22 protein-coding genes, 1 tRNA gene and 1 pseudogene are annotated in these 24,868 nt (G+C 62.1%); 10 read left to right on the top strand and 14 right to left on the bottom strand.

The window, feature by feature from the left end:
• Positions 1 to 50: 50 nt before the first annotated feature.
• From AACI_RS03465 to AACI_RS03450, 4 genes are all read right to left on the bottom strand, one after another.
• Positions 51 to 1,448: a hypothetical protein gene (locus tag AACI_RS03465; RefSeq protein ID WP_245530694.1), complete on the bottom strand. Its 1,398-nt coding sequence runs from the start codon at positions 1,446 to 1,448 to the stop codon at positions 51 to 53.
• Between the two features lie 543 nt (positions 1,449 to 1,991).
• A complete protein-coding gene (gene ligA / locus AACI_RS03460) occupies positions 1,992 to 4,046 on the bottom strand; it encodes an NAD-dependent DNA ligase LigA (protein WP_012810089.1) in 2,055 nt (684 codons plus the stop codon).
• Between the two features lie 41 nt (positions 4,047 to 4,087).
• Complete coding sequence (gene pcrA / locus AACI_RS03455) at positions 4,088 to 6,358, bottom strand: DNA helicase PcrA (protein WP_012810088.1); 2,271 nt, start codon at positions 6,356 to 6,358, stop codon at positions 4,088 to 4,090.
• 237 nt (positions 6,359 to 6,595) lie between these two features.
• A complete protein-coding gene (locus tag AACI_RS03450; RefSeq protein WP_012810086.1) occupies positions 6,596 to 7,150 on the bottom strand; it encodes a GNAT family N-acetyltransferase in 555 nt (184 codons plus the stop codon).
• 86 nt (positions 7,151 to 7,236) lie between these two features.
• Between AACI_RS03450 and AACI_RS03445 the strand changes: the two genes are divergently transcribed.
• The 3 genes from AACI_RS03445 (at position 7,237) to AACI_RS03435 (ending at position 8,904) form a co-directional block, all read left to right on the top strand.
• Positions 7,237 to 8,037, top strand: coding sequence for a dioxygenase family protein (locus tag AACI_RS03445; protein WP_012810085.1), 801 nt, complete (start codon positions 7,237 to 7,239; stop codon positions 8,035 to 8,037).
• A gap of 99 nt (positions 8,038 to 8,136) precedes the next feature.
• Positions 8,137 to 8,212 (top strand) — tRNA-Pro (locus AACI_RS03440).
• Positions 8,213 to 8,385: 173 nt separating this feature from the next.
• Positions 8,386 to 8,904, top strand: a complete 519-nt coding sequence (locus AACI_RS03435; protein ID WP_012810084.1) for an SDR family NAD(P)-dependent oxidoreductase — start codon at positions 8,386 to 8,388, stop codon at positions 8,902 to 8,904.
• Between the two features lie 34 nt (positions 8,905 to 8,938).
• Here AACI_RS03435 and AACI_RS03430 read toward each other — a convergent pair whose 3' ends face one another.
• Positions 8,939 to 9,250 (bottom strand): iron-sulfur cluster biosynthesis family protein, encoded by a 312-nt coding sequence (locus AACI_RS03430; protein ID WP_012810083.1) that lies wholly within the window; start codon positions 9,248 to 9,250, stop codon positions 8,939 to 8,941.
• A gap of 11 nt (positions 9,251 to 9,261) precedes the next feature.
• A pseudogene (locus AACI_RS03425) lies at positions 9,262 to 9,501 on the bottom strand (sensor histidine kinase); the annotation flags it as partial.
• A 263-nt stretch (positions 9,502 to 9,764) separates the two neighbouring features.
• On the opposite strand from AACI_RS03425, the gene AACI_RS03420 reads away from it, so the two are divergent.
• Both AACI_RS03420 and AACI_RS03415 read left to right on the top strand, forming a co-directional pair.
• Positions 9,765 to 10,439, top strand: coding sequence for a cobalamin B12-binding domain-containing protein (locus tag AACI_RS03420; protein WP_012810082.1), 675 nt, complete (start codon positions 9,765 to 9,767; stop codon positions 10,437 to 10,439).
• Entirely contained in the window at positions 10,436 to 11,026 is a 591-nt protein-coding gene (locus AACI_RS03415) for a hypothetical protein (protein ID WP_012810081.1), read from the top strand. The genes AACI_RS03420 and AACI_RS03415 overlap by 4 nt, the downstream gene beginning before the upstream one ends.
• Positions 11,027 to 11,072: 46 nt before the next feature.
• On the opposite strand, the gene AACI_RS03410 is transcribed toward AACI_RS03415, so the two are convergent.
• From AACI_RS03410 to AACI_RS03400, 3 genes are read right to left on the bottom strand one after another with little or no spacing between them, the layout of a single operon-like run.
• Positions 11,073 to 14,720 carry a chemotaxis protein CheB gene (locus AACI_RS03410; protein ID WP_012810080.1) on the bottom strand — a complete coding sequence of 1,216 codons (3,648 nt, stop codon included), beginning with the start codon at positions 14,718 to 14,720 and terminating at the stop codon, positions 11,073 to 11,075.
• A 2-nt stretch (positions 14,721 to 14,722) separates the two neighbouring features.
• The gene (locus tag AACI_RS03405) at positions 14,723 to 15,091 is read right to left on the bottom strand and encodes a hypothetical protein (protein ID WP_012810079.1); all 369 of its coding nucleotides are present in this window, start codon (positions 15,089 to 15,091) and stop codon (positions 14,723 to 14,725) included.
• Positions 15,088 to 15,393, bottom strand: a complete 306-nt coding sequence (locus AACI_RS03400) for an antibiotic biosynthesis monooxygenase family protein (protein ID WP_012810078.1) — start codon at positions 15,391 to 15,393, stop codon at positions 15,088 to 15,090. Before AACI_RS03400 ends, AACI_RS03405 begins: the two co-directional genes overlap by 4 nt.
• 212 nt (positions 15,394 to 15,605) lie before the next feature.
• On the opposite strand from AACI_RS03400, the gene AACI_RS03395 reads away from it, so the two are divergent.
• From AACI_RS03395 to AACI_RS03380, 4 genes are all read left to right on the top strand, one after another.
• Positions 15,606 to 16,103: a DUF420 domain-containing protein gene (locus AACI_RS03395; protein WP_245530693.1), complete on the top strand. Its 498-nt coding sequence runs from the start codon at positions 15,606 to 15,608 to the stop codon at positions 16,101 to 16,103.
• A 170-nt stretch (positions 16,104 to 16,273) separates the two neighbouring features.
• Complete coding sequence (locus AACI_RS03390) at positions 16,274 to 17,041, top strand: glucose 1-dehydrogenase (protein ID WP_012810076.1); 768 nt, start codon at positions 16,274 to 16,276, stop codon at positions 17,039 to 17,041.
• Positions 17,031 to 18,209 carry an iron-containing alcohol dehydrogenase family protein gene (locus AACI_RS03385; protein WP_148213726.1) on the top strand — a complete coding sequence of 393 codons (1,179 nt, stop codon included), beginning with the start codon at positions 17,031 to 17,033 and terminating at the stop codon, positions 18,207 to 18,209. The genes AACI_RS03390 and AACI_RS03385 overlap by 11 nt, the downstream gene beginning before the upstream one ends.
• Before the next feature lie 29 nt (positions 18,210 to 18,238).
• A complete protein-coding gene (locus AACI_RS03380; protein ID WP_012810074.1) occupies positions 18,239 to 19,147 on the top strand; it encodes an aldo/keto reductase in 909 nt (302 codons plus the stop codon).
• 16 nt (positions 19,148 to 19,163) lie between these two features.
• Here AACI_RS03380 and AACI_RS03375 read toward each other — a convergent pair whose 3' ends face one another.
• Positions 19,164 to 20,060, bottom strand: a complete 897-nt coding sequence (locus AACI_RS03375) for a hypothetical protein (protein WP_012810073.1) — start codon at positions 20,058 to 20,060, stop codon at positions 19,164 to 19,166.
• Positions 20,053 to 21,111 (bottom strand): phosphodiester glycosidase family protein, encoded by a 1,059-nt coding sequence (locus tag AACI_RS03370; protein WP_012810072.1) that lies wholly within the window; start codon positions 21,109 to 21,111, stop codon positions 20,053 to 20,055. The genes AACI_RS03375 and AACI_RS03370 overlap by 8 nt, the downstream gene beginning before the upstream one ends.
• 206 nt (positions 21,112 to 21,317) lie before the next feature.
• Here AACI_RS03370 and AACI_RS03365 point away from each other — a divergent pair, with 206 nt between their 5' ends.
• Entirely contained in the window at positions 21,318 to 21,953 is a 636-nt protein-coding gene (locus AACI_RS03365) for an O-methyltransferase (protein ID WP_012810071.1), read from the top strand.
• An 8-nt stretch (positions 21,954 to 21,961) separates the two neighbouring features.
• On the opposite strand, the gene AACI_RS03360 is transcribed toward AACI_RS03365, so the two are convergent.
• From AACI_RS03360 to qoxD, 3 genes are all read right to left on the bottom strand, one after another.
• Positions 21,962 to 23,329, bottom strand: coding sequence for a D-alanyl-D-alanine carboxypeptidase family protein (locus tag AACI_RS03360; protein WP_012810070.1), 1,368 nt, complete (start codon positions 23,327 to 23,329; stop codon positions 21,962 to 21,964).
• Positions 23,330 to 23,507: 178 nt separating this feature from the next.
• Complete coding sequence (locus tag AACI_RS03355) at positions 23,508 to 24,515, bottom strand: COX15/CtaA family protein (RefSeq protein WP_012810069.1); 1,008 nt, start codon at positions 24,513 to 24,515, stop codon at positions 23,508 to 23,510.
• Positions 24,516 to 24,546: 31 nt separating this feature from the next.
• Positions 24,547 to 24,867: a cytochrome aa3 quinol oxidase subunit IV gene (gene qoxD, locus AACI_RS03350; RefSeq protein WP_008338599.1), complete on the bottom strand. Its 321-nt coding sequence runs from the start codon at positions 24,865 to 24,867 to the stop codon at positions 24,547 to 24,549.
• Position 24,868: the final 1 nt, after the last annotated feature.

The following is a 24,868-nucleotide window of genomic DNA, read 5'->3' as shown; positions in this document are numbered from 1 at the left end:
ACGAGGCCACCTCGCGACCCGCTGTCGCAAGGTGGCCTCTCGTTTGATGTTCATGCGTTTTCGGCGTTCAGCATCGTGAGAATGGGATCGTTCGGAGCCTCGTCGTGGATGGCCGTAATGGTGACCCCGAGCACCTCCGGCAGATAGGACGGATCGTACATCGGGTTATTTTCGAGTTCCTCCCACGCATTCTCGAACGTGTAGAGGCCGTTTTGAATCTGAATTTCCATCTCGGCGTCGAGCAACTTCTGGCCGTCCACGCTCCCAAACCGCTGTGGCAAGAGCGACACGTACATGGTCCCGGGCGTGGCCGGGATCTTGCTCTTCTTCGTTCCGACCGGCGGCAGATCGGCCTGCACTTGCCCGGAGGCGGTCACAGTCACGTGGTGCGTCCCCGGCTCGGCCTTGAATCCGTGGCCGACGGCCTGGTTGGGCGGTTGCACGAAAATCTCGCCGTGATAGGACGGAGAAATGCTGATCTCGAGCGACGCGCCGGCGCTGGCCACGCTGGCGGACTGCTTGAGAGCCTTGGTGAATTGCGCGTTGAACGCTGAAACCGTCTCGCCATAGGTGTCGTAAAACGCCTGGTTTGGATTCTCCGATTCGAGATGGCGAACCAGCGTCTGAATGGACGACTTGCCGTAGTGCGCGATGAGGTAGCAGACGGCGAGCCAGTCCTGCAATTCGTAGTCATACGTCTCTTGGCCGGACAGGATGGCGGCCTCGCTGCCCGTCAGAGGGACCAGTTGATTGGATTGGACGACCTGCAGAATGTCCTCGGCATCCTGCTTCTCATCGCTCGCGAAATCAACGGGATTTTCGATGGCTTTCTGCCCGTTCATCCCCATGTAGACCGCCATGCCTTCGTTCATCCAGCTGGGAATGTTCGAAATGTGCTGGTTGATATCGACGTGCGTCAGCTCGTGCGTCAACACATTGGCCAAGTCCACATCCGTCGGGTTCTGGAACAGCGGAATGACGACCGTGCTGCCGAGCGTGAAGCCGTTGGAGTCCTCGGAGAGACTGGACGCGTCCCCGGCCGACACGCCGAGCTGGCGCAGTTCCGCCTGGTAGTCCGCGGCGTTTTTCACGAGCACGATGGTCGCCGTGTGGTTCATGCGGACCCCGAGAAAGTCGCGAATGCGCTGAATGGAATTCACACGATTGAGAAGATTTTGGATGTGCGTGACCTGAGAAGAAGGAATGCCCGAGCCAAAGGTCACGATTTTCACCGGCGGCCCGAAGAAAAACGGAAGCGAGAAATGAACGCCATCCGCATCTGAGGACGTGGACGCCGACGCCGCCTTCACCTCTTTGCCGCGATACGCAACCGAAGCCGCCTGCCGATGCACGCCGAAGGGCCCTTCCGCCCCATCACAAATTGCGCCGATGGCCCCGAGTCCAACGAGACTTGCGGCCAACAAGCCGCCCATCCACCGACTCCGCATGCCCTGATCACCCTGTCGAGTTCACGATGTATCAACCTATGTAAGCGATTGACAACCAAATCTGCCTTCGCTGCTATGATTGTGGCAACGGAAAACCTGAATCGTCAATATGCAATTTTGCGGGCTATACCGGGATGTCACGATGTCCGCGGTGTGCAAGGAGAGTATACCGCCACTTGGTTACAGGAAGATGACAGATATGATAAGAAATCGTTTATCAATGATATACAAAACACGTATTTCCCTTATCGCATACTTCGAGGCATGATCAAGGTGCCGGGGCAATCGCAGGACGCGTTTAGCACAAGCGTGCGCGCCGGGGCGACTTCACCGATGTCCGCGGCGGCCCCCATCGGTGAACCGCCTCCGCACACGGCGGTTGTCCGCGGCGTCGAGGCAGGCGCCTCCATCGCGTGGCCACCGATGCGGCGGGAGAACGGATGGCCGAGGCGCGGCGAAAGGCAGCATGTCGGGGACGAACACCGCAACCCATCCTCAACCTCGGGCTGGCAACCTGCCAGCCCACTTTTTCGCTCCCCGGAGTCAGCGCAACCCCGCCTCGTCCACCAGGCGCAGAAACGCCGCCTCATCCCAGATCTCGAGCTTTGCGTCCGGGTGATTCCGCAGGATCTCCTGCGCCTTGGCGAGCTTCGATCCCGCCTTGTCCCCCGCGATGAGCACGTCCGTCTTCGCGCTGACACTCGAGGCGACCTTGCCACCCATCTGCTCGATCCACGCCGTCGCCTGCTTTCGATCCGCCGCCTGAAGCACGCCGGTCAATACCACCGTCTTTCCGGCGAGTGGGCCGTCCGACACCTTCTGCGGGCCGAGGTAGGTCATGTTCACGCCCAGGTCTTTCAACTCCTGAATCAGCTGCCTCACCCGTGGCGTATCGAAGTACTGGCGGATGCTCTGCGCGACTTTGGGGCCGATGTCGGGGACCGCCATCAAGTCCTCCTCGCTCGCGGACATCAGCGCGTCGATGGTGACGAAGTGTTCCGCCAACGTCTTCGCCGCCTTCTCGCCCACGTGCCGGATGCCGAGTCCAAACAAGAGGCGCTCGAGCGAGTTCCGCTTGCTCTCCTGGATGTTGTGCAACAGTTTATCCGCGAGCTTATCCCCCATCCGGTCCAGTTGGACGAGATCGGCCTTTCGGAGGCGATACAAATCCGCGTGCGTCCGTACCAACCCGCGGTCCAGAAGCACCGTGATCCACTGCTCGCCGAGGCCCTCGATGTTCATCGCGTCGCGCGAACAGAAGTGGATGAGCCCCTCGCGCAGGAGAGCCGGGCAGTCGGGGTTGATGCAGCGCCACGCCACCTCGCCGTCGAGCCGCACGAGCCGCGATCCGCACTGCGGGCACGTCTCCGGCATGCGAAATTCGGGCAGCGGCTCGGTGCGCCGCTCGGGCAGCGATCGAATGACCTCGGGAATGATGTCCCCCGCCTTCTGCACAACAATGACGTCGCCCACGCGGATGTCCTTCTCGCGCACCAAGTCCTCGTTGTGCAGCGACGCCCTCGAGACCGTGGTGCCCGCGAGCTGGACGGGATCGAACACAGCCGTCGGTGTGACTACACCCGTGCGGCCGACGTTCAACTCGATGGCGCGAAGCGTGGTCTCCGCCTGCTCCGCCGCGTATTTGTACGCAATGGCCCAGCGCGGGCTCTTTGCGGTGGCGCCGAGGCGCGCCTGCAGCGCGAGGGAGTCGACCTTCACCACCATGCCGTCCGTCGCGTACGGCAGTTCGTGCCGCTTGTCCGCCCACGCCTCGATGTACGCGATCACGTCCTCGATGTTCGCGCACACGTGCCGCTCGCGATGCGCGGGCAGGCCGAGGCGGGCCACGTAATCCAGCGCCTGGCTGTGCGTCTCACACCCGTGCGCCTCGGCGCGCACCAACTGGTACACGATCACGCCGAGCCTCCGGCTCGCGGCCACGGCCGGATCGAGCTGGCGCAGCGATCCGGCGGCCGCGTTGCGCGGATTGGCGAAAAGCGGCTCGCCCTGCTGCTCGCGAAGCTCGTTGAGCCGCATGAACTCGCGCTTTGGCATGTACGCCTCGCCTCGCACCTCGAGCGACACGGGTTCCGAAAGTTCAAGCGGCACGTTGCGAATGGTGCGAATGTTGGCCGTGATGTCCTCCCCGACCGATCCGTCGCCGCGCGTTGCACCGAGCACGAGCCGGCCGTCCTGGTAGCGAAGCGCCACGGCCAAGCCGTCGACCTTGAGCTCGCACACGTAGCGGACGTCGTCGCCCACCGCCTGTCGCACGCGGCGATCCCAGTCGAGCAGATCCTCCGTCGAATACGCGTTTGCGAGCGACAGCATGGGCACCTCGTGCACGACCTTGGCGAATCCCTCGAGCGCCGGGGCGCCCACACGCTGCGTGGGCGAGGCCGGATCGACGAGCTCTGGGTACTTGCGCTCAAGCTCGATGAGATCCCGCATCAGCGCGTCCCACTCCGCGTCGGAGATCTCCGGATTGTCCTCCAGGTAGTACTTTCGATTGTGATATTCGATTTGTTCCCGGAGCACTTTGGCGCGCGCACGCGCTTCTTCCAGGGACAGGGCCGATTTGGCGTCCACGACACGCATCACACTCCTGATCACGCACTGCATGGGATGCTTGAATCCGCTTAGGGATCCACCTTGTGAATCGGCGCGAACTTGGCAAACAGCCGCTTCTCGCCGATGGGGTCTTCGAAGCGCACGACGAGTTCCAGCGATTCGCCCTCGCCCGACTTGGCGACGATCACGCCGCGCCCCCACTTGCGGTGCTCGACGAGATCGCCCGGCTCGTACGGCACGGAGAGGTCCGCGCCAAACGATCTCGGCACGCTCATCCGCGGCCCGGACGCCGCATCGGCCACCGCGTGGGCCGGCGCGCGCACCCCCGCGCGCGCGTCGCGCCAGCCCCACCCGAACATCGCGTCCTCCTCGCCCGCGCGCTCGATGTCCGACGCCGGCATCTCAGATAAAAAGCGGGATGGGGTGAACGAGCGCCGCTCGCCGAACAACATGCGGGATCGGCACGTGGTCAGGTACAGCCGCTCCATTGCGCGCGTGATACCGACGTAGCAGAGCCTGCGCTCCTCCTCGAGTTCCTCGCCACCGTCGAGCGCCCGCCGGTGCGGGAACACGCCCTCCTCCAGGCCCACGAGGAACACCACCGGAAACTCGAGCCCCTTTGCGGCGTGAAGCGTCATCATGGACACTTCGTCCAGATCCTCGCGACGGCCTGGCCGCCCGCCGGGGAGATCCGCGTCCGACACGAGCGCCACATGCGTGAGGAACTGTTCCAGCGCGCCCATCTCGCCGTCCGGCACGCCGTCTTCGTCAAACTCGCGCGTCAGGGACAGAAACTCGTCGAGATTCTCCAGACGGTTCTCGGCCTCCAGGCTCCGCTCGGCGCGAAGGGCTTCGCGATAGCCCGACCGATCCAAAAGCTCGTCCGTGAGATCCGTCAGCGGCAGAAAGGCGCGCTGGAGCTGGAGGGTCTGAATCAGCTCCACGAACGACTGAAGCGCGGACGCCGCCTTCTTCGAAATGCCCGCTTCGAGGGCGTGGAGCGCCGCCTCAAAAAGTGAGGTGCCGCGATGCCGCGCGTATTCCGCCAACTTCTCGAGCGTCGTGTCGCCGATGCCGCGCTTCGGCACGTTGACCACGCGAAGGAACGACACATCGTCGTTCGGATTGGCGATGAGGCGCAAATAGGCGATCACGTCCTTCACCTCGCGCCGCTCGTAAAACCGAAGGCCTCCGTAAATGCGGTACGGAATCCCGCGCTGCAGAAACGCCTCTTCCAGCACGCGGGACTGGGCATTGGTGCGGTACAGGATGGCCACGTCGCGATACTCTCGCCCATTGGCCACCATCCGCGCAATTTCGTCCGCCACCCAATCGGCCTCCACGCGCTCGTCCGGCGCGACGAACAGCTTCGCCTTCTCGCCTTCGCCCCGATCCGTCCAGAGGTTCTTCTCGAGCCGCATCTGATTGTGCTGGATGACCTGGTTCGCGATGCGGAGGATGCGCCCGGTGGAGCGGTAGTTTTGCTCGAGCCGGATGACGCGCGCATCCGGGTAATCCCTCTGGAACTCGAGGATGTTGCGGATGTCGGCTCCCCGCCAGCCGTAGATGGACTGATCCGAATCGCCGACGACGCACAGGTTGCGGCGCCGCTCGGCGAGCAGCTTGACCAGGACGTATTGGGCGTGGTTGGTGTCCTGGTACTCATCGACATGGATATGGCTGAACCGATGCTGATAATACGCGAGGACATCCGGCACCTTGCGGAAGAGCTCGACCGTCTTCACGAGGAGGTCGTCGAAATCGAGCGCCTGATTTTCGCGCAGCCGCCTCTCATACGCCAGGTACACGTCGCCCACCATCTTGTCGTACGGCGATCCGGCAAGATCGAGCGCCTTCTCGGCCGAACGCAGCTCGTTCTTGTGCTGGCTGATGGCGTGCAGCACGGCTCGCGGCTCGAACTTCCGCACGTCGATGTTCATCTCCTGCATCAGGCGGCGGACGAGAGAGACCTGATCCGCGGCGTCGAGCACGGTGAACGCCGACGTGTACCCCAGGTGATGAATGTCGCGCCGCAGAATGCGCGCGCACATGGCGTGAAAGGTCGACGTCCAGATGTCGGAGGCGACAGGCCCCACTAGGCGTTCAATCCGCTCTTCCATCTCCCGCGCCGCCTTGTTCGTGAACGTGATGGCGAGAATGGCCCACGGCGGCACGCGGCGCTCGGCGATGAGGTACGCAATTCGCCGCGTCAGCACGCTCGTCTTGCCGCTACCCGCGCCGGCGATGACGAGCACCGGCCCGTCGGTCGCTGTGACCGCCTCCCGCTGCTTTTCGTTGAGCCCCTTCAGGATGTCGCTCGCTCCCGCCGTGGCCACCATCCATCACCCTTTGCACGCACCGTTGTGTTATTGATCAGTATAGCAGGTCTGTCCAACGAACGCGATCACGTGTTCGCATCAGAGGCCGGTGACGAGGAGTGATGAACCTCATGGAGCCTTCCCTGACTCACCCTCCCAAGGCGCGGAAGCGAAAGCCGTCGATTCCGCGCCTCGGCCTCGATGGCATTCCGCTGCACGACGAGATCGAGATGCGGAAGGTTTGGTAGGCGCCTGGCGTCACCGGGCTTGCAAGCTTGGCCATTCTCCCGCGAGCATGCTGTACACGGCGTGATCGACGTAGTGATCGTACAGCCACTCGGCTTGTCGTTTGCAGCCTTCGTACTGGAAACCGAGCCTTTCCGCGACGGCCCGGCTCTTGTGGTTGCCTGTGGCGGCGCGGATCTCCACGCGGTTCAGGCCGTATTCGCGAAACAGAATGTCGATCACGGCCCTGCAAGCTCGGGTCATGATGCCTTTGCCCTGATATCGCTCGCCCAGCCAATAGCCGAGGCTCGTCGATCGATTGGCCCAATCGATGTAGTGCAACCCGAGCACACCGGCGATCTCGCCACGGTACCACAGGCCAATCTCTGCGCCGTTCTGCGCCGCATATCGTTGGAGGCCCGACAGAATAAAGGCTCGCGTCTCCTCCGAACTCTGGTTGGCATCCAGAAACGGCAACCACTCGCGCAGGTAGGCGCGCGACTCGTCCAGCAGTCGGAACAAGGCGTCGGCATCTCTGGGTTCCAACAGCCGAAGCCTCAAATCATCGTCAATCGTCTGGTAAAACATCGTCCCCTCCCATGGCAATCAGGCGTATCTGCATTCCATTCTGAACGGAGAGGAAAAATTCCTCCCACAAGGAGAGAAGTAGCCTTATGACGCGCGAAATGCCAAGCCTGTTTATCGCCCACGGTTCCCCGATGGTGGCGATCGAGGACAGTGTCTACGGACGTTACCTGGATCAGTTGTCGCGCGATCTCCCTGTTCCGCGCTCTATCGTCGTGTTCAGCGCCCACTGGACCGAAGGATGTCAGACCATCTCGGCATCGCCTCAACCCGACACAATCCACGACTTCTACGGCTTCCCAGAGGCGCTGTACCAGATCCGATATCCGGCCCCAGGAGACCCAGCGCTGGCCATTCGAATCCAAGAACTTCTCGTGAGCGCCGGGATCGAAGCGCGCCTGGACCCGGCCCGCGGTTTCGACCACGGCGTCTGGACGATTCTGTCTCGCGTCTTCCCGGATGTGTCCATCCCCGTCGTCTCGATGTCCGTCGATCCGGCGCTTCGCCCGGAACATCAGTTCCAAATTGGCCGAGCGCTCGCGCCCCTGCGACAAGAGAGCGTTTTGATCATTGGAAGCGGTGCGACGGTGCACAACCTGCGTATGCTTCACTGGAACCGGGAGGACGGCCAGCCGGAAGGCTGGGCGGAGGCGTTCGAGCGCTGGCTCGAATCGCGCATCTCCGAAGGGGACATCGATGCGCTGTTTGCCTACCGCGAAGAGGCGCCGTATGCGGATTGGGCCGCGCCGTCGTGGGGCGTGGAGCACTTGATCCCGCTATTTTACGCGATGGGTGCTGGTGGAGATCCGCCACGAGGAAAGCTTTTGCATCGCGATTGGCAATACGGCTCACTCGCCAACAGCGTATACGCATTTGGGGAGCTTGTCTGATGGAAGGCATCTCAGACGTCGAATTTCCACAAAAAGTCCTTGACGATGAATGTGCCCTCTGCTATATTCAATCCTGTCCGCTTTGAGGCGTCAAGGCGACGGAATGTAGCTCAGGTGGTAGAGCGCACGGTTCGGGACCGTGAGGTCGCAGGTTCGAGTCCTGTCATTCCGACCACTCAAGCCCAAAAATCCGCGCACCCTTGCGCGGATTTTTTCGTGTTCACGCGCGGTAACTGCTTCCTGGCCATGCTGTCGCGCACCGCTGCTCCTTCTCTCGCAGGATTCCCTCGCGCGACTGCGAATGTTTTCAAGGATAAACATTTTTCATGCATAAAGGAGGTCTTCTTCTTGCGCCTAGAAAGTCGCGTCGCTGTCATCACCGGCGCGGCGTCAGGTATGGGCCGCGCGATGGCCGTCCTGTTTGCGAAGGAGGGCGCGCGCGTGCTCGCGGCCGACATCGCCGCCGAAGGTCTGGCATCGGTCGCCGACGAAATCCGCAGCGCAGGTGGCCGCGTCGAGACCTGTGTCGCCAACGTGGCGTCGGCGGACGATGTGGACGGCATGATTCAGCGCGCCGTGGACGTGTTCGGCGGGATCGACATCCTCGTCAACAACGCGGGCATTATGGACGGCATGAAAGCAGCTCATGAGGTCACGGACGAGTTGTGGGAACGCGTCTTTGCGGTCAATGTCACGGGGCCGATGCGCGCCATTCGCAAGGCCCTGCCCCTCATGATGGACAAAGGGCGCGGCGCCATCGTGAACATCGCATCGGTCGGCGGCCTGTTTGGCTCCCGCGCCGGGGCGGCGTACACGGCTTCGAAACACGCCGTCGTGATCGCCGACGCGGGCTGGACGGCGTATTGACATCGGGCGGGGCGCCTCGCCAGCGCCCCGCCGTTCACGCCTCCACCTGGATGTTGTGCGCGAGCGTCTCGTGCGGCGAGCGCAGCACCAGGCCGCTCAAGGGGACGTAGTCGAGCACGAGCGGCTGTTCATCGCCCAACAGCTGTTGCGCCTCCTCGTCCACGCGCACGTCATACTCCAGCGACACGGCGAGCGGCGGCGCCCCGTCGGCAATCATGTGAATATCCATCTGGCAAGCACAACTCACGTGCGCCTCGATGTCGGCCTTCAGCCGAAGCCGACTGCCTTCCGGCACGCCCATGGCCACCAGCCGCGATTTCGCCGCATCCGTCACCTGGACTTCCATGCCCACCCCTCCTATGCTCCATCTCCATCCGGCCCCGCGACGGGTAACGTCACCGTGAATACGGCACCTTCGCCGGGCTCGCTCTCCCACTCCATGCGACCGCCGTGCGCCTCCACAATCGCCTTGCAGATGGCGAGCCCGAGGCCCGCGCCGCCTTTCGCGCGCGATCGCGCCTCGTCGACGCGATAGAATCGCTCAAACACGTGGGGATGATGCACCTTGGGAATGCCGACGCCGTTGTCCGCCACCGCGAGCTTGACCTCGCGGCCACCCTATACAAAAGATGGAAATCAATCTGCTGGGCCGCCTCGCTGCGGCCGCGGCCCAGCGCCATGCCTAGACGTTCACGGTGGCCTTACCGCAGCCCAATCTGAAGCATCGCTGAACGCACGTGGCGATTTCGACAAAATGCGCTATTGATCTGCGATCCTCCGCGGACGTATGCTTATGCCAGTTGCTTGTCCCCAAGGCGGATTGCGCTCGCTCGCCGAGAGGAGGAAAGGTGGACAGCTTGATGTATCAAATTCTCAAGCTCGTCGAATCCCTTCTCGATGGAGACGAGGAGCGGGCGTGGGGTGTGATTCAAGCGTATATCCAAAGCGGTGCGAACAGCACCTATGTCTTCGATGTTCTGCTGCGCAATGCGATGGTTCATATTGGAACTCTTTGGGAAATAAACGCAATTTCCGTGGCGGACGAGCATCTTGCATCCACAATTTGCGAGCGGCTGGTTGCGCGATACCGCGACACGCACTTGCAGAAGCCTGATACGCCCTCGCGGCGCAGCAGGGTGATGCTGTTTTGCGTAGAAGGCGAAGCGCATGATCTCGGCCTGAAGATGGTGGCAGCCGCCTTTGAAGAGGCCGGCTACGAAACTCGACTGTACGGCAGGAATCTCTCCCTAGAATACGCGCGGCTTGCCGCGCTCCGATGGCATCCTGACATCGTTGGCATCTCTGTCACGATGGTCTACCATTTGCCGAAGTTGAGATCGTATATTCATGCGCTGGAGTCCCTTGCACACAGGCCACAGATCCTCGTCGGAGGACGACTCGCCCAGTCCTACGACCTCCGTCCGTACGTGGGGCCGAAGACCTTCATCATCACAGACATCATGCAACTGCAAGCGTGGATGAACCAGCAGCGCGCGATGCCATCATCGTCGCACTGGGGAGCCAAAGACCGATGAACGCACTGGACCACCTTCCGATTCCCACATTCGCCATCACGGAACAGTACGCTGTGATTGAAGCCTCTGAGACCGCACGCTCAGCCTTCGCAAAGAAGGCAAACCTTCTCGACATGGTTGATGTCGGCAGTCAGGATAAGCTCAGACGCTTCGTGCGACCGGCAATGTCCGGCATGAAAGTTGAACTCAATTTTCTGACGCCGAATGGCATTGGCCTGTTCGACGTGTTTCAGCGCTGGCGCGGTCAGGGCCAAGACATGCTAGGCTACATCGTGTGTGTCCCCCGTCAGTCGGACTTGAACGAGGTGTTGGAGTCTGTTTCGCGACTCGAAAGGCGCCTAGAAACAAAACCGGGAGCAAACGTGGCGGATATCTCCCGTTCCAGGCCTACCGTCTGGGAGCACGTGACCCACTCCATCCACACCATTGAAGAGCTCGTCGGGCTCTTGCACGCTGATCTGATTGAACGCGGACGAGGCGTCTATGCGGAACTCGTGCTGAAAGAGCTTGACAGCCTGCGCACACTCGTGGCGCAGGAACAGAAACGCTCCTCCGGCACAGTTCACTTGCTGCACCAGCGCCCCTGAGTCATCCGGCAGGCAGGGCGGCGTCCGATGCCCCCTGCCCGGATTGTCAAGCGTAAACGGTCCCTGGGTTCAAGTCCCCCGGTGTAAGGCCCCGCGCCTTCGAATTCATGTCCAGCGGCAATCGAACGGTGACGGTCGTGCCCTCGCCCTCTTTGCTCTCATAACGAATTATCCCGCCGTGCTGCTCTACAATTTTAAAGCTGACCATCAGGCCGAGCCCTGTGCCTTTGTCCTTTGTAGTGTAGAATGGTTCACCCAGTTTTTTCATTTTATCCTGCGGGATCCCAACGCCCTCGTCCCGTACCCGGATGACGACGTGATCACCGTCCCGCTCCACCGTGACCTCGATGGTGCCCCCGTTGGGCATGGCCTCGATGGCATTTTTCAACAGGTTGATGAACACCTGTTTCAGCTGATTCTCCACACACAGGATTTCAATAGGCTCGTCGGGTATGCGGAGTTCGATATCGACGTGTGTTAACAACGCCTGTGTCTCGAGTAACATCACCACATCACGCAGGATATCGGCGAAATTGCGACGCTGAATGTGCACCGCCTGCGGCTTTGACAACACCAGAAGCTCGTTTACAATGGTCTCAATTCGATCCAACTCGCCTCGCATGATTTCCAAGTACGAGTCGCTGTGCGAACCGCTCAGAATGAGCTTCGTGAATCCCTTCAGCGCGGTCAACGGATTCCGAATCTCATGGGCAATTCCAGCAGCCAGCTCTCCGACCGCGGACAGCATTTCCGACTTGCGGAGCAACTCCTCCGTGTATCGAAACTCGGTCACATCCTCCGCCACCTTCAAGTAATGAATGATGCGTCCCGTTTCATCCAGAATGGGGACAATGGAAAGTTGCTCCCAGTAAAGGGTTCCGTCCTTGCGCCGACTCGGGACCTCTCCTGTCCACCTTTCGCCCGCCTGCAAATTCGACCACACGTCGTCAAACGATAGATTCTGCTCCGCCCATTCGTTGAGGTCGCGCAGATGCCTGCCGAGCGCTTCCTCGACCGAAGAACCAGTGCACGCGCAGAACTTGGGATTCACGTACTCGATCCGGCCCTCCGTATCCGTAATGACGACAATCGACGGGCTCTGTTCCACCGCATAGGAAAGCTTACGAAGCTCTTCATTCATCTTCTTGATCTTGGTGATGTCCACGAAGGTGAATACGACGCCCTTCACCGCCTGCTCGGGTGTGTGGTACGGCAGAACACGCACCGCATACCAGGCCCCGGACTTCGAATGGACCTCTCGCTCGATGGGCTCCCCGTTGGCGAGAACGCTCTTGGCATCGTCGATCATCTCGTCATACTCGAGCCGATGCGAAATATGTGTGATGGGCCGCCCCACGTCGATGTCGAGCAAATGAAACTCCTTCGTCAAGGCAGGCGTAAACCGCTTGACCTTCAGTTCCCGTTCCAGGAACAGCGTGCCGATTTCCGTGCTCGCGAGAAAATTGTCGAGATCGTTTGTCAGCTCGGTCAGCTGTTGGATGTTCAACTGATATTCCGCGTTAATGGTCAAGAGTTCTTCATTCACCGAATGGAGCTCTTCGTTGGTCGACTGAAGTTCTTCATTCGCCGCGACAATCTCTTCGTTGGTGGCCTGGAGCTCTTCATTTGAGGTCTCGAGTTCCTCCACGGTCACCTGCAACTTCTCCTGGTACATCTGGAGCTCCCGCTCCAACTCGATGACGCGTTGGCTCACAGTCGAAGACACGTCGTCCCCAGCGTAAACGACAGCCTCAAGCGGCTCCGGCTCTCGAAACATGACAAGGGCGTGCGATCGGAAGCGATTAAGCCTGTCCGAGAGCTGCCGGATGACGAGCGTCACGGTTGCGGAGTCGGGCGAGTCGTTCACCTTGACGCGATCGTAAATCACTTCGCGGCTGCCCTTCTTCAGCTTGCTCACACCGGTGGCAATGGCGACCGAAATGGAGGGTGGAAACATCTTGTGAATATGGTTGCTGGGCCGACCACTCGCGAGCGAGAGATACCGGTTGACGTCACCGTGCATCGACACCACGTCGTTCTTTTCATCGAGAACGATACAAGGCGGAAAATGTTCCTCCACGAACACGCGGTAAAGCTCGTCCGTATGAGGGTCCGCCTGTCGGGACGAAGCCCAAGAGTCTGCATCCACCCGCCGCTCCACCATGTGAGAAGCCGGTAGGCTGGCAGACTTGACGGGAACCGTGACCGGCGGAATGATCGGCCGCCGGTTCGCGCAAGACGCCCCCTGGTGTTGATAGATATTCCATTTTGTATTTATCGGTACAAACGAATTTGACATTCTCCCAATGCTCTCACTTGGGCCCAAGAATAGGAATCCCTTCGGGTGCAGCGCAAAGTGAAAGAGACTTAGGACCTTCTCCTGAATCTCTCGCCGCAGGTAGATGATCATGTTGCGACACGAGATGAGATCCGTGTTGATGAAAGGCGGATCCTTGGTGATATTGTGCGGCGCGAAGATGATCATCTTGCGAATATCCGGCTTCACGCGGTAGCCCCGCTCACAGGGCACGAAGAACTTGCGCAGACGCTCAGCGCTGACATCGTTCTGAATCTCGGTTCCGTAGACACCATTGGAGGCAAAGGCAACGGCGTCGCGATCGAGGTCAGTGGCAAAGATTTTGACGTTGTAGATCTGCCCAATCGATTCCATGAATTCTTGGATGAGAATCGCGAGGGAATACGCCTCTTCTCCAGTCGAGCATCCTGCGACCCACACCCTCACCTCCCGCTCTGTTTGACGATTGGCGAAGATTTGGGGCAGCACGTCCTGGTAAATGACCTGAAACGCCTGCGGATCTCGGAAAAATCGCGTCACACCGATGAGTAGATCCTTGTGCAGCGCCTCGACGGCATCCGGATTTTGGCGCAGAGCCTCAAAATAGTGATTTACATCCGAAATATTTTCAATGCCCATGCGTCTACGCAGCCGCCGGATGACGCCGTCTCGCTTGTACACGGTGTAGTCAATGCCTGTGGAGGATTTCAGGATTTCAAGAAGCTCCTGGTACCGCGCGTCATCCAACTCTTCGTGGCCGTCATCCTCGATAGTCACGGACGGGGGGGAGAAAGTCGAAACGGACTGTTCTCCGCGCGCGATGCGTTCCAGTTCTTTGGCGATGGCGTCCGGGGAGAGGACAGCGTCCACGGTACCGGTGGCGACAGCGCTTTTCGGCATGCCGTCAAACTTCGCCGTTTCGTCTTGGACGAACACACGACCTCCCCGCTGTTTTACACGCACGATTCCGCGCGAGCCATCGCTCCCCGTGCCGGAAAGAATGACCGCCACGGCCCGGTCCCCTGCGTACTCCGCGATGGATTGCAGACAGCCATCAATCGGAAGATGCAGTTCCCCCTTGACTGTGAGGTGATCCTGAACCACTAGCCGTCCGGCATCGACAAAGACATTTTTGCGCGGCGGATTCAGATACACCCTATTTGGCTCAAGCGGCATCCCGTCCTCCGCCTGGAGCACGGGCATCGACGTGTGAGCCCCCAGCAATTCCGCCATAAAGCTGCGATAGTTGGGAGACAGATGTTGAATGACCACAAAAGCCATGCCGGTATCGGGCGCCAGTTTGTCAAACAGGTTCGTCAGCGCTTCGAGCCCGCCGGCTGACGCGCCAATCCCGACGACGTATAGTGGTACACGCATCAAATCGTGAGGCTGCGACACTCCTACCCCTCCTGTCTGGCACGAAGCCTCTCAATGCCTTTCTGAAGGCAGGACGCATACCATTGACGTTCTTCGGCGTCAAGCGACTGAAACGAGCCAAGCGCATCGAGCATCCGCAGAAAGTTGTCCAGCAGATGCTCGGTTTCCATTCCGCGCGCCCGCAAAATCCCGTCCAACCACAGCGTATAATCTGTAAAAAACTGCGTATCTCTCAGTTCATAACACGTGCGCAAGTGACGAATGTGATGCAAATTGTCCTCCAGGCACTTGTCGCGCCCGCGAGGTCCATATCGCTCGTAGAGCCAAGCATGATCCGCATACATGGCCTCGACGACGGACTCGGCCCAGCGCAAAACCTCCGGGTCGATCACGTCGCCACCACCTCGTACTTGCGGACAAGGGGGCGAGGGTGGGGAAATCCTTGTGCAACGAGCGCTTCCTCCCTCTCATGCACGCGGCGAAAGTCGTCGCTCTGCACCCACGCCAGATAGTGAGCCTTTGACTGCCACACCAACTGTATGGTCAGCTCGCCCGTCCGATGCTCATTCTGCAGTAACGCAAAAGACACAAAGCCAGGCCAATGGTCCACCAGGCGAGAACGCTGCCTGTACAATGCAATCACGTCGTCAATCCACTCCATCGGAACCTGAATCGTCGAATGCACCACATACATCTGACAGACCGCCCTTTGTGTTGGTGAACTTCCTGAATTGATTATGCGCCAGGCGCTTCGTCTTGTCACCGTGGTACAGCAGGTGCTCTCACGTAAATTCTTCTATGCAGAACACGAGCTTCGACCCTCCCGTTGGATTCCGAACGAACGCTGACACATGTTCGCGTCCTCCAAGGCGCGTGTCGGCGCGAAGATGCGCGTCCAAGTCCGGCGTGCTACAATACGCGCAGAATGGCGAGGTGAGACGCGTGCTGGCCATCGTGTTTTCGTACATCAATGAGGCCTGCATTTTGATCAGCGTGGCCTGTTTCATCGTGGGTTGGGTCCACATCCGGCATCACCGCGTCCGGGTGCATCGGCGGTGGATGCTCCGAGGCGTTGTGTTTGCGGCGCTCTTTTTCATCATCTACGCGCTGAAGACGGTGCTTTTGGGCGACAACGAGTTCGGCGGGCCGAAGTCCGTGCGCCCGTTCTACTACGGCTTTCTCCAGGTTCACTCCGTACTCGCGACGGTGGCGGCCATCCTCGGGATCATCACGCTCGTGTACGCATCGCGCGCGCGCTTCTCGCGTCACCGCAAAATCGCGCCCTGGACACTCTTGACATGGTTCGTGACCGCAGCCACCGGCCTTGTGGTGTTCATCCTGCTCTACATCGTGTACACCCCGGGTCAAGCGGCGGGCCTGCTGTATTCGTATCTCGGGCGTTGACGGGACGCACGTCCTCCGCCCGCCGCCCGCCACCCGCATCCTCCTGACGAGTCGCGTCAGGAGGATGTTTTTGTCCCCGGCCACTCCCCGCCCCATCCCCATCTCTTTGAACGCGCCTCGTTCTGCGCTATGGTGAAAGAGAAACCGAGTTCGCAAAGAAGGTGAACGTTGTGGACACGCGTGTGGCCATTGTGACAGGCGGCGGCCAGGGCATCGGCCGCGCCATCGCGAAAGCCTTCTGGGAGGACGGCTGGCAGGTCGTCATCGCGGAGGTGGACGAGGAAGCTGGCCGCGAGGCGGAAGCGGAACTGGCCGGCGGCGAAGGCAGGGCGCCGACCCGGTTCGTGCAGACCGATGTGGCGGACGAATCGTCGGTGCAGTCGCTCATTCGCGAGGTCGAGGAGGCATTTTCGCGGCTCGATCTCGTCGTCAACAACGCGGGACTCGGCTTCCCGGGCGTTCCCGTGGAGGAACTCCCTGTCGAAGTGTGGGATCGCATCCTCGCGGTCAACCTGCGCGGGCCGTTTCTCATGGCCAAGCACGCCGCGCCGCTCCTTCGCAAGACGCGCGGGAGCATCGTCAACATCGCCTCCACGCGGGCGCTGATGTCGGAGCCCAACACGGAGCCGTATTCCGCCTCCAAAGGCGGCGTGTTGGCACTCACGCACGCCCTGGCCGTGAGCCTCGGACCGGAGGTGCGCGTCAACGCCATCTCTCCTGGGTGGATCGAGGTGTCCGAGTGGAAGAAGTCTTCGCTCCGCACGGTGCCCGATCTGCGCCCCATCGATCACGCCCAGCACCCGGTGGGGCGCGTCGGCCGACCCGAGGACATCACGGAAGTGTGCCGGTTCCTGGCCTCGGATGGCGCCTCGTTCATCACCGGTCAAAACTTCGTGGTGGACGGCGGCATGACCATCAAAATGATCTATGCGGAATGACGAAGGGACGAGCCTGATGTTCTCCTACTCCATTCAGACGCACATCGAATTTGGCGACGGTGCCGTCGAACACCTTCCCGAGCACCTCGTGGCGCGAGGGTTTGGGCGGCGGCTGCTCATCGTGACGGATCCGGGGCTGGTGCGGGCCGGTGTGGCGGATCGCATCGCGGGCCTTCTCTCTCGCGCGGGCTTTGTGCCCCGGGTGTTCGCCGAGGTTCGACCCAATCCGGACGAAACCGTCTGCCTCGCAGGTCGAGGCGCCTTCTTCGAGCACCGCGCAGACGGCGTCGTGGCCGTGGGCGGCGGCAGCAGCCTGGACGCGGGCAAGGCCATCGCGCTCCTCGCGCGCCAGGGCGGCACGCCGAGCGACTACGCGCTCAACAGACGGCCATACGGTCCGCCTGCGCCCGTCTGCGCCGTGCCCACCACCGCTGGGACGGGATCGGAGGTGACGAGATCGGCCGTCATCACGGAACGCGGGACACACCGAAAGCTCACCCTGAAGCACGAGTACCTGCGCCCACCCCTCGCTGTGTGCGATCCGACCCTGACCGCAAGCCTCCCGCCCGACGTGACGGCTCACACCGGCGTCGACGCGCTCGTGCACGCCATTGAAGGGTCGACGTGCAAGGGAGCGCACCCCATCGCGCGGGCCTACGCGCGGGAGGCGCTCGGCCTCATCTACCGCGCCCTCCCGAAGGCCATCAAGGCAGGCGATCCGGCCTCGCGGCACGACATGCTGCTCGGCAGCCTGCTCGCGGGTCTCGCGTTCGGATCGACGGATGTGGCCTCCGTGCACTGCTTGGCCGAGGCCCTGGGCAGTCTGTACGAAACGCCGCACGGGTTGGCGAACGCGGTGATGCTTTTGCCGACGCTTCGTTACAACCTCCCCTGCGCGGTGGAGCCGTACGCCTGGATCGCGCGGGCCATGGGGCTGGCGCGCGAGGAAGATGGCGCCGAGCGCGCGGCGGAAGCGCTCCTTGCGGGGCTTCGGACTTGGCTCGAGAGCCTCGACATCCCGAAACTGCGGGATCTGCCGGGCGTGAGGCCGTCGGACTTCGACCGGTTGGCGGAGCTCGCGTACGAGAACACCTCGACGCCGAGCAATCCGCGCCCGATGGCGGTGAGCGACTACCGCGCGGTGCTCGAGATGGCCTATGCAGACTGACGAGATGCGCGTGTGAGGGGGGATTTGACATGCGTACAGCCGTACTTGGACGGAGCGGCATCGCCATCAGCGAAGTGGGCCTCGGCTGCATGACCCTGCCGACCGACAGGGCCGAGGCCGTTCGCATCATCCGCGAGGCCGTCGATCGCGGCATCACCTTGTTCGACACCGCGGATCTGTACGGGCAGGGGATGAACGAGGAGGTGGTCGGCGAGGCGCTTGCGCCCGTGCGCCAGCGCGTCGTCATCGCCACCAAGGTCGGAAACCGGTTTGAGCCCGGCAAGCCCGGGTGGACCTGGGATCCGTCGCCCGCCTACATCGAGCGGGCGATTGAGGCCAGCCTGCGCCGCCTGCGCACGGACTACATCGACTTGTACCAGTTGCACGGCGGCACGATGGACGATCCGTTCGACGAGATCGTCGCGCTGATGGAGCGGTTCGTCGAGAAGGGCGTCATCCGCGCCTACGGCATCTCGTCGATCCGGCCGAACGTCATCCGCCGCTACCTGAATGGCTCCAACATCGCGACCATCATGATGCAGTACAGCCTGTTGGACCGGCGGCCGGAGGAGTGGTTTCCGGAGATCGAGGCGAAGGGCGTGGGCGTCATTGCGCGAGGGCCCGTGGCGAGCGGGTGGCTCACCGGCAAGAAGGCGCCGAAACCGGATGACCAGTATCTCGGCTACGGGGCGGCCGATCTCGCCCGCGCGCCGGAAATCTTGCGGGAGGTTGCGCCGGATCGAACGCCGGCCCAGACGGCCATCCAGTTTTCCGTGGCGCCCCGCGCCGTGTGCTGCGCCATCCCCGGCGCATCGCGGATGGAGCAGCTGCGCGAAAACGCGGAGGCGGGCGCGCTTCCGCCGCTCACGGACGCGCAGATGGCGCGGCTGCGGGAGGCGTACCCGGCCAAGGTGTACACCGAACATCGCCCCGCCTGACGCTTCGCTCGATGCGTCAGGTGGGCGCATTCACCTGGACGGCGCCGCTGTCGGTGACCTCGATGTTCGCCGCCAAGGTCGGCGCCGCCAGCGTCTTGACGAGCGTGGAGGCGCCCGTGGCGGCATTGTACCGGTAGACGGCCGTGACCAGGCCCTGGCTGTTGATGTCGCCGTAGTAGAGCGTGTTCCCCACCACCGCGACGAGCGCCGCGTCGCGCTTGATGAGGCGAATCGTGCCCTGATCGTCAAGCGACAGGACGTTGAAGCTTCCGTCCGCGTAATCCTCGAAGTATAGCTTGCTCCCGGTCTGCGTGATGGCGATGTTTTTAATATACCGCCCGCCCGTCGGCACGAGCGAGACGTTGCTCATCGTGCCGATATGATAGAGCGAGCTCGACGTGCCGCTGTTGATGAGGATGTAGATGTCGTTCGTGTACGTGCTGAAGGTGATCTTCGTGAACGAGGCGTCCGCCGGCAGCCCTTCGAAGCGCGTGACGATGGTCTGCACGCCGCTCGGCACGTCGACCGTCTTCAGCTCGAGATCGCCCGGCTGAACCTCTTCGCCGACAAACAGCCGCTCGTCCTCGATCCATTCGACGTACTGGACGGTGTAAGGGTTATTCGCCGCGCACAGTGCCTGTTGGCTCGCCAGGTCCATGACGTGCAGCACGTTTTTTGAGTCCAGATACGCCACGTACTGGCCGTCCGCCGACACGGTGACAAACCGATACTGCTGTTTGAGCGCCGAGATCTCCTTCTGTTCCGCCTGCTCCTGCGCCGGCGACACGGTGATGTTGTCCACCGCATTGGCGCTCGATCCGAGCAGGCGATTGTAGTGGTAGAAGAGGGGCAACTGCAGCGCCGTGATCACGGCTGCGATGCCCACAAGTTTCGGCCACACGCGGTTAGCCACGCTTGCCACCGCCTTCCGGCATCACCACGATGGACGTGGCCACCGCGCGGGCGCCGAGGATGTCGACGGGCCGGTTCCACATGCGCCCTTTGTAGACGAACGTGGCGGACGATCCGCCGTCCAGATTTGCGGCGATATCCGCGTGGAACTGCAGCATGATTCGCGCGACATCCGCAAAGCTCGCGCCGACGTCGTTCGGCCCCGTGGCATACCGCCCGTCCGTCACGAGCAGGATGACGGTGCCGTCCTTCGTCTGCCCAATGGCCGTGCGGGGATTCACCGCGTAGTTCTCTGCCGACACCGTCGGCTTGCCGTTTTCCACGAGCACTGGCCCAAACCCGACGCACTGCCACACGTCGAGCGAGCGCAGCTGGTTGAGCGAGTACGTCCCCGCAATCATCTGGCCCTCCTTGGTGAAGGCAATCACCGGCTGCGGCTGACTGGGCGATCCCGTCATGGAGACGAGCTTCCCGTCCGTGATGGTGATCCCCTGCGGATACGCGCCGGTACCCTGCCAGTTGGTGTCGACAAAGCCGCCGGCGTTGATCCCCGCGATGGCGCCAGAATCCTGCACCATCTGCATGACGGTCTCGCCGCGCACGTGCAAGTATTTGGTCGCCACCACGCGGATGCGCTTCGGGTCTTTGACCAAGAGGATGAAGGCGTTGAACGTCGGCTCGTGCAGCGTGATCATCTGCACGGTCGGATCGTTGATGTGGCTGAAGTCGCGCCGCTGGATGTCCTGGATGGGGATGGTCGGCCCGCTCAGGTTGTCCGGCAGCGCGTACTTCTTGATGGTCGCCTCCGACACCAAGAAGAGCGACATGGGCCGCAGCAAATACGCGTGACGGGTCTGATCCACGCTCTCGATGATGTACTTCTTCAAATTCGTAAACGGACCCTCGAAGATCCACAGCACTGTGGACACGTAACCAAACACCAGGGTAAACGCCACGTACAGGAGCGCGCGCAGGCCCCGGCGCGGCTTGCGCGGACTTGGGCCCTTCGGCTGCTTCTCCCGACGTGTGCGCGTTGGTCTACGCTCGTCCATTCTGCGTTTTCACCCATTTCGGCCTGGAAAGGCCTGTGATTGGGCAGCGGCCTCGGCCGCGCCCACCGCGCAATCAACAACATTCTAATCCGAAAGCGCATCCGCACCAACTGATAGACGCGCGAGGGACGGTGCGCGTTCGCTCCGACGTGACAGTGGCATTCGAAGCGCGTACACTCGCATCGTATGCGAAGGAGGGAATCACCTTGTCCGAAGCTCGCTATCGCGAGCAGTACATCGAAACCATCCTGCCTCCCGATCCCGCCCGCGACGCCATCCGGCGCGCGCTCTTGCAGCGCGGGTGGCCGGACATGTGCGTCTCGCAGGCGCTCGGCCGATTCCTCACGCAACTCGCCATGAGCGCGGGCGCCGCGCTCGAGATCGGCACATACGCCGGCTACAGCGCCATCTGCATCGCGCGCGGCCTCCGCCCCGGCGCGCGGCTCATCACGCTCGAGTCTCGCCCCGAGCATGCCGATCTCGCCAGGCACCACATCGAAGCCGCGGGACTGGGCGATCGCGTCGAGATCGCGCTGGGCAACGCCGCAGAGACGCTGGCTCGCCTGCGCGCGGAAGGGCAGAGATTCGATCTCGCCTTTGTCGATGCCGACAAGCCGAGCTATCCGCGCTATCTCGACCTTGTGCTCGATCTCCTGTACCCGGGCGGCCTCATCGTCTTTGACAACGCGTTCGGGCGAGATCGCGTCTTCGATCCGTCGGCCCAAAGCCCCACGCCCGTCGCGCTCAGGGAACTTCACCGCAGATTGTTCGAGGACCCGCGGCTCGTGAGCACGCTCCTGCCGATGTTTGACGGCGTGGCCATCGCGCGCGTCCTGCTGTGACGAGCCCCCTACCTGCGGCCCCGCCGCGCGCTCTGCCAGGACTCCTGCCACGGCTGGACGCGCACGACGCGAGCCCGCGGTGCCATGCGGGATCGCCTTCGCCGTCTCCAGCCAAGGACGAGCGCCGCCATCAAGATCACCGCGGCGGCCGGCGCGGCGAGCCGAGGCCACGGAATGGGCTTCGGAACCGGCTCGAACGGCGCCGCCAGGACCAGCGGCACGGAACCAAGCTTCCTTCCCGTGGCGGCGTCGACAAGATCCAGCTCTCCCGCCGCGGCTCCCTTTGGGGCGCGATCGAGCGGCGCGCTCACACGCACCCGCTCGATCACGTCCAGCGGGTGGCCGATGGGCACCGTCGCGAGGACCGGCTCCGACGTGACGACGGGATCCTCCCCGTCGCGCGCCAAGACAAAGCCCGCCCGGTACCCGGCGGGCAGAATGCGCTGGGTCTCATCGTGCAAAAACGCGTAATTCAGCAAGTTCGTGGCATCCTGGCGGATTTCCGCATCGGTGGGGCAGTCCATCAACACCGCCAGAAACGTCGTGCCACCGCGCGTGGCGGCCACGACGAGCGTCTCATGCGCTACACTCGTAAATCCCGTCTTGACGCCGATGGCACCGGGGTACGTGAACAGCATGCGGTTTAAGTTGGTGAGCGTTGCTTGCCACGCCGTTCCCTTCCAATCGAATGAACGCGTGTCGACAATGGTGCGAAACTCCGGGATCTGCATCGCCGCGCGCGCGATCACGGCCATGTCGTACGCGGTGGTGACGTGGCGCGGATCCGGCAGCCCGCTGGGGTTCACGAAATGCGTATGGGTCGCCCCGAGGGCCCGCGCTTCCGCGTTCATCATGTCCGCGAAATGGGCCACGCTGCCGCCGTACCGCTCGGCGATCTCGACCGCGGCATCGTTGGCGGAATCAATCAGCAGGCCATAGAGCAGATCCTTCAGCGTCGCCTTCTCGCCTGCGCGCATGTACAGCTTGTCCGGCGGCTGGCGGACCGCGTCGGTAGACGCCGTCAGCACGTCGGTCAGATGCCCGAGCCGCAGGGCGAGGAGGGCCGTCATGATCTTCGTGATGCTGGCGGGATAGTGAGGCGCGGTGGAGTGTTTGGCGTAGACCACGGCGCCCGTGTCCATGTCCATCACCACGGCCGCCTGCGACACGATGGAAGGCCATGAGGAGGCGTCTTCTCCGACGACGTAGGGAATGGGACCGGACTGGACATTCAACACGTCTTCGCGAGGAATCAGCGACTCGGTCGCAACCGGAGGCGACGTCGAGCGTTCCGCTCGCACCGCGGGCTGGTACACGGCCAGCGACGCGGCCGCAGCCAGCGCGGCGCATCCAAGGCGGATGAGACGAGATGTCATGCGACCGAGCCACCTCCAGAACCGGCTTTCATACACATGCACCGCGTGTCACGCGCGCTCTAATCCCCTAGTTTAGAGGTTGCATTGCACGTTTGGCTAGTGCCGCATTTGACCAACGCGAAGTCAAAAAGAGCCCGCCGGCGCCAAACGGCGACCAGCAGGCTCTGCAAAACGCAATTCAATGCGCCGTTCGCTCCCGGCCCGCATCTACCGTTTCGCGGGTTGCGGCCGGAACAAACGGAGGGACGGACTGAAACGCCACATAAAGGAGCGACACAAACAGGCCGGACACAATGGACACGTGCAACATGAACGCCTGGATGCTCACGTGCGAAGCAATGAGATATACGCCCGAGAACGCCTGCAGCACGACGAACACCAAGGCAAACACCGCGCCGCGGAACAAGTCCGGGCGCTCGCCCTTGAGCCGATTCGTCCATGCCACGAGCGCGATCATCCAGAGCACCAGGAACAGCGCGAAGGATCGATGCACCCAATCGAGGAGCAGCGCGTGATGGAAATTGTAAAGCCCCGACTCGGTCGGAAACGGCAGACCGCGAAACGCATCGCCTGCGCCGCTCGACGAGATGTACGCGCCGATGTACATATCGAGATAGAGAATCGGAACGCCAAGCCAGGCGAACCAGCGAAAGCCGACACTCGGCGCCGGATCGCGCAGTGGCAGCTTGACGCCCGTGGCCAGGTACTCGCCGTACACGCGCTCGGCCCGGCGCACATAGATGGCCAGGAGCACGGTGCAGGCAAACGCCAAAAGCGACACGCCGAAATGCGTCGCGATGACCGAAGCCGGCTCATTGTACACCACTGCGAGCCCGCCGAGGACCGCCTCGAGGAGGACGAAGAAGATGCTCAGGCTCACGAAAAGCTGGATCTCGCGCCATCCTCGATACCGGAGCAACGCCCCCACCGCAGACACGAGCAGCAGAATCGTGAGGATGGGCACGCCCACGCGGTGCATGAACTCGATAAACATGCTGAGCGACTTCTCGAGGGCCTGAAGGCTCGGCAGAACCTGACCATTGCACAGGAACCACTCATGCCCGCATCCGAACGCCGAGCCCGTGTACGCGTCGAGGAAGCCGATGCCGTTCACGATGAAGTTCTGCACCGCCGACAGGATGGCGACGACGAACACAAACACGCCGAAACCGCGGCTCCTGATCATCTTCTCACCCCCCTCGCGGGCCCTCCGAACATCACGCCACGATGGATTTGAAGGTCATGATCCAGATGGATCCTCCGACGACGCAGAACACGATGAACAGGCCGAAGTAGATGGCCGGCACCTGCCAGGCGCGATCGTCACTCTCGGTGAAGTGCATGAACATGTACAGCTGAACCAAGAGCTGCCCGACGCCGAGGATGACGATGATGGTGATGACGAGCGCCGGCGGCTGATGCGTCGCAAGCGCCAGCCAGAATGCGATGGCCGTCAGCAACAGGGACAAAAACAGCCCGAGGATGTGCTTCCAGGGGAAGCCCTCCTCGCGGTGGAACTTGTGCTCCTTGGCTTCCACG

Origin of the sequence: Alicyclobacillus acidocaldarius subsp. acidocaldarius DSM 446 (assembly GCF_000024285.1) — a bacterium.
GTDB classification, from domain to species: Bacteria; Bacillota; Bacilli; order Alicyclobacillales; family Alicyclobacillaceae; genus Alicyclobacillus; species Alicyclobacillus acidocaldarius.
This window is presented reverse-complemented; position numbering and strand designations above follow the sequence as displayed.

Coding starts and splice junctions, on each gene's coding strand:
- pcrA (WP_012810088.1), bottom strand. CDS start 6,358: ATGGTGGCCACGGCGGGAGCGAGCGACATCCTGAAGGGGCTCAACGAA.
- AACI_RS03450 (WP_012810086.1), bottom strand. CDS start 7,150: ATGTTTTACCAGACGATTGACGATGATTTGAGGCTTCGGCTGTTGGAA.
- AACI_RS03385 (WP_148213726.1), top strand. CDS start 17,031: ATGCGGAATGACGAAGGGACGAGCCTGATGTTCTCCTACTCCATTCAG.
- AACI_RS03430 (WP_012810083.1), bottom strand. CDS start 9,250: ATGGAAGTCCAGGTGACGGATGCGGCGAAATCGCGGCTGGTGGCCATG.
- AACI_RS03370 (WP_012810072.1), bottom strand. CDS start 21,111: ATGGACGAGCGTAGACCAACGCGCACACGTCGGGAGAAGCAGCCGAAG.
- AACI_RS03360 (WP_012810070.1), bottom strand. CDS start 23,329: ATGACATCTCGTCTCATCCGCCTTGGATGCGCCGCGCTGGCTGCGGCC.
- AACI_RS03400 (WP_012810078.1), bottom strand. CDS start 15,393: ATGTATGTGGTGCATTCGACGATTCAGGTTCCGATGGAGTGGATTGAC.
- AACI_RS03355 (WP_012810069.1), bottom strand. CDS start 24,515: ATGATCAGGAGCCGCGGTTTCGGCGTGTTTGTGTTCGTCGTCGCCATC.
- AACI_RS03380 (WP_012810074.1), top strand. CDS start 18,239: ATGCGTACAGCCGTACTTGGACGGAGCGGCATCGCCATCAGCGAAGTG.
- AACI_RS03415 (WP_012810081.1), top strand. CDS start 10,436: ATGAACGCACTGGACCACCTTCCGATTCCCACATTCGCCATCACGGAA.
- AACI_RS03445 (WP_012810085.1), top strand. CDS start 7,237: ATGACGCGCGAAATGCCAAGCCTGTTTATCGCCCACGGTTCCCCGATG.
- AACI_RS03465 (WP_245530694.1), bottom strand. CDS start 1,448: ATGCGGAGTCGGTGGATGGGCGGCTTGTTGGCCGCAAGTCTCGTTGGA.
- ligA (WP_012810089.1), bottom strand. CDS start 4,046: ATGCGTGTCGTGGACGCCAAATCGGCCCTGTCCCTGGAAGAAGCGCGT.
- AACI_RS03420 (WP_012810082.1), top strand. CDS start 9,765: ATGTATCAAATTCTCAAGCTCGTCGAATCCCTTCTCGATGGAGACGAG.